We start from the raw sequence: 3,249 nt of genomic DNA, 5'->3' as shown, positions 1-3,249 counted from the left end.
GCTTGTCTCAGAATGAGCGGTGTTTTGTCTGATGGGCGGGACAGATTGAAAGCGCGTCCGACTGCGGATCAAAAAAGAAACGCCCTCGCCGGTGGAGAGGGCGTTTTGCATTCTGGCGCAGGCGCTGGCGTCAGCTGCGTTCCTTGACGAGGCCGATTTCGCGCAGGCGTTCCATCAGGAAGTCCTGAGCCGTGATCGGCTTCTCGGCCCTGCCGCCTTCGGCGAGGCAGCCGGGCAGGGCTTCGATAAGGAAGTCCTGGTTGAAGTGCAGGAAGAAAGGTGTCGAGTAGCGAGGAAATTTCGAACGCTCCGGCGCGGGGTTGACGACGCGGTGCGTGGTGGAGGGCAGGATGCCGCCGGTATAGCGCTGCAACATGTCGCCGCAATTGATCACGAGGGCGCCAGGGGGCGGGTTTACGCCCAGCCATTTGCCGGAGCGGTGCTTCACTTCGAGGCCGGCTTCCTCTGCGCCGAGAAGCAGGGTGATGACGTTGATGTCTTCGTGGGCGCCGGCGCGGACGGACCCCTCTGGCGGCGGGTCCATCTGCGGCGGATAGTGCAGCAGGCGGAGGATGGAGTTGCCGAAGTTCACCTTGTCGCCGAACCAGTCTTCCGGAAGGTTCAGGTGCAGGGCAACGCCTTTCAGGAGCTCGGCGCCGAAGGAATCGAGTGAGGCATAGAGCGCGCGGGTGGCGCGGTCGAAATCCGGGACTTCGCTGGCAGATGGCGTATCCTTCATCGTGCCGCGGTAAGGCGAGCCGGGCGGCAGGTCGCGGCCCGTGTGCCAGAACTCTTTCAGATCCGCCTGCGTCTGGCCCTTGGCATTCTCGGTGCCAAAGGGCGTGTAGCCGCGCTGGCGCCCGCCGGGGGCGTCGTGGTATTTTTCCTTCGCGTCTGCGGGCAGCGCGAAGAAGGCCTTGGTGGAAGCGAGGTTGTCGTCGATGGCCTTCTGGGAGACCGGGTGGCCGGTGATCACGCCAAAGCCGGTCTCGCGGAAGGAGCGGCCCAGCGCCGCCGAAAAGGCTACCTTGTCCGAGTGCCAAAGCGAATAGGGGATCGGTTCGAAATATTGTTTCATAATTACATTTTGCCAGAAGCTTGCGGCCGCAGATAGGGGCCCTGCTGACGCGGGGCAAGCAGGCCTGCGGGACGCAGCGGAATGATTAACGAAATATCAAAGGGAGCATGAGCAGGCTGGAGACTGAAGTCTATCCGGGTCAGGACCAGAAATGCCGCAAGCCGGCTCAGCCACAGGGAGGTCGGCGGCGAGGCCGGCGCGCCGGTCCGGGCACCTCCGCCCGAGGCTGAACGCGCTCGATCTGGCGGTGCACCTTTGGCGGGCGAAATGGCTGATGCTGGCGATCTTCACGCCGCTGGCGGCGGTCGCTCTGGCGGCGGCAGTTTCGCTGCCCGACAGTTATTCGGCAAGCTCGCGGATGCTGGTGTCGTTCGGGGACGAGTATGTCTACCGGTCAGGTGCGGCGAGCCGGGACGGGCTGGGGCTGATCTCGCCGGAGATCGACGCGCTGGTGCAGTCAGAAGCCGAATTGCTGCGCAGCCCGGCGGTGGCTGAGGCGGCGCTGGCTGAGCTGCAGCTGGCGCGGGTCTATCCGTCCATCGCGCGGCGCTGCGAGGCGGCGACATGCGCGCAGCAGGGCGCGGCGGCGGTGTTGCACGCGCTCGAGGTTGGCAGCACGCCCGGCAATCTCGTGATTAATGCCCGCTTTGCGCATGCGGATGCCGGCCTGTCCGCAGAGATGCTGAATGCACTGGTGAAGGCCTATATCGCTTATCGAGCGGAAGTATTTACGGATACCCGCGCCGACCGATTCCGCGAGCAGCGCGAACGGTTCGAACAGGATCTTGCCGAGATTGACCAGGCGATCCGAGCGTATCTGTTCACGAACAATCTCATTGACCTTGCCGCCGAACGCGACACGCTGCGCCAGCTCTATCAGTCGGCAAGCGGTGACCTACTGGTGACGCAATCCCGCCTACGGCAGGCCGAGGCGCAGCTGGCGAACTACCGCCGCCAGATCGAGACGATCCCGAAGGAGCAGTCGCTCTATGTCGAAGACACACGCCAGCAGACATTGCTGGCAATGAAACTCGACCGCAACGAGAACGCCTCACTTCACGGCGAGCATTCGGCGGTGGTGCAGGAGCTAGACAAGCAGCTCGCGCAGGCAGAACTCTTTCTTGGCCCGGGCGGCGAAGCGGGGCTCGTGCGCCGCGGGCCCAATCCGCTTCACCAGCAGGTCGAGGCGGCCATCGCGACATTGCAATCGGAAGTGCAGGCGCTGCGCGGGCAAGAGGCGGAGCTGAAATCCCAGATTGCAGCCTTCGAAGTTCGCCAGCGCCGCCTCGTCGAACTGGCGCCGGAGTTGCAGGAACTTGAGCGCCGCCGCGAAGTCGCCGAACGGTCGATCACCGCGATGGCCGAGCGGGAAGTGGACCTGCGCACCCGCAACGCGCTGACGCTGCGCGGCGCCAATACGGTCCGGATACTCGAGCCGGCGGCGGCGCCGCTCACAGGAACAAGCCTCAGATTTCCGGCGGCTTTCCTCGGGGTACTCCTGGCGGCGCTCGCGGCGCTGGCAGCGGGCTTGATGCGCGCCGTCTCGCAGCGCGGCCTTGCCACACCGGCCTCGCTGGAGCGCACGCTGGGCCTGCCGGTGCTCGCCGCGATACCGGTGTATTGAGCGTGACCCGCGATGCGTGACCTCCGGCAAAATCTCTCTGGCCTCTGGCGCGCTGTTTCGCAGGTCGAGCCGGCGGCGGGCGGGCGCACCATTCTTTTCATCGCCGCCCACAAAGGCGAGGGCGCCAGCAGCGTTGCGGCCTCCTTCGCCCTGATGGCGGCAAGCCGGGCGGCGCGCACCGCCTGGCTGGTCGATCTCGATATCCGGCGAAATCATCAGTACACGTCTTTTGCGCAAGGCATCATCAAGGATGTCGGCAGGCCGGGACATGCGCTCGACGCCTCGCTCGGCGCCGAACAGATCTACACGGTGGCCGGCCATGAAACAGATCTCTCGTACGGCAAGCTGCTCAATGCCCATCAGATCGACGGCCTCCGGCTGCTGGTGACGCGGTTTCGAAGCGACCGGCTCGCCCCGGGGCAGAAGGTTCGCCTGCGGCCTGCGCCGGGCTGGTGGACGGCGCTGCGGGCTGCAGCCGACTGGGCAGTGATCGATGCCCCCGCGCTGGACCGGACCCGCGCCGGTCTGTCCTTCGTCTCGCAGGCCG

Annotated in this window: 3 protein-coding genes; 2 read left to right on the top strand and 1 reads right to left on the bottom strand. The window is 65.5% G+C overall.

Translation table 11 applies throughout. The features are described 5' to 3' along the window. Positions 1–130: 130 nt before the first annotated feature. Entirely contained in the window at positions 131–1,078 is a 948-nt protein-coding gene (locus tag WEA77_RS03030; RefSeq protein ID WP_368066384.1) for an isopenicillin N synthase family dioxygenase, read from the bottom strand. A 274-nt stretch (positions 1,079–1,352) separates the two neighbouring features. Here WEA77_RS03030 and WEA77_RS03025 point away from each other — a divergent pair, with 274 nt between their 5' ends. Next, positions 1,353–2,702 (top strand): hypothetical protein, encoded by a 1,350-nt coding sequence (locus tag WEA77_RS03025; protein WP_368066383.1) that lies wholly within the window; start codon positions 1,353–1,355, stop codon positions 2,700–2,702. A 12-nt stretch (positions 2,703–2,714) separates the two neighbouring features. Next, positions 2,715–3,249, top strand: a 535-nt coding sequence (locus WEA77_RS03020) for a hypothetical protein (RefSeq protein ID WP_368066382.1), incomplete at its 3' end; no start/stop codon positions are given.

The sequence above is a fragment of the Hyphomonas sp. genome (assembly GCF_040882205.1).
Classification (GTDB): domain Bacteria; phylum Pseudomonadota; class Alphaproteobacteria; order Caulobacterales; family Hyphomonadaceae; genus Hyphomonas.
The sequence above is the reverse complement of the archived record's forward strand: the minus strand, read 5'-3'. Positions and strand labels throughout refer to the sequence as shown.

Excerpts from the sequence above, each read along its gene's own strand:
- WEA77_RS03025 (WP_368066383.1), top strand. The coding sequence starts at position 1,353 with ATGCTGGCGATCTTCACGCCGCTGGCGGCGGTCGCTCTGGCGGCGGCA.
- WEA77_RS03030 (WP_368066384.1), bottom strand. The coding sequence starts at position 1,078 with ATGAAACAATATTTCGAACCGATCCCCTATTCGCTTTGGCACTCGGAC.